Source organism: Vibrio sp. 970, from assembly GCF_033339075.1.
Window position 1 is genome coordinate 1 of sequence record NZ_JAWOTW010000394.1, and the last position, 655, is coordinate 655.

The window sequence follows — 655 nt, forward strand, 5'->3', positions numbered from 1 at the left end:
CAACTTGAATGCGCTGTTTAATGCGGACTCCAACGCCGATACAAGCCAATCACACGACATGTCTGGCTACATCGGTCAGTTCGTGATGGGTAACGAGCCAGATCATCACGTGCCTTACCTCTACAACTGGACGGCAGAGCCTTGGAAGACACAAGAAATCGTCGACCAAGCGATGAACGAGTTCTACCACCCAACGCATGAAGGTCTGATTGGTAACGAAGACGTCGGTCAAATGTCGGCGTGGTATGTGATGTCTGCATTGGGCTTCTACCAAGTCACGCCGGGCGAAGCAAGCTATACCATCGGTCGTCCTCTGTTCGACAAAGCCGTGATTCCAGTCGCGGACGGTAAATTCACCATCACCTCAGAAAACAACAGCCAAGAGAGCATCTACGTGAAGTCGGTGACCATCAACGGCAAACAATTGAGTGACAACTTCAGCTTCGCGCACAGCGATTTGAAAGATGGTGGTGAGCTGCATTTCGTCATGACTTCAGACAAATCTGAAGCGATGAAAGCGCCTCAATAAGCTTCACTTGAAATGTATTCCTCAGGCTAAAATAGCTTGAAGAATACAGGGGGATTTGATGTGATGAACGTATCTCCTATCTAGCTTCGTTGCGCCAAACTAATGGCGCACTTAGTATGAGTAGAA

General features: G+C 48.5%; 1 protein-coding gene. It reads left to right on the forward strand.

Annotated features, from left to right (window positions below):
- On the forward strand, positions 1 to 529 hold a 529-nt coding region (locus R7Q11_RS26900; RefSeq protein WP_225467078.1), incomplete at its 5' end, for a glycoside hydrolase domain-containing protein.
- Positions 530 to 655: the final 126 nt, after the last annotated feature.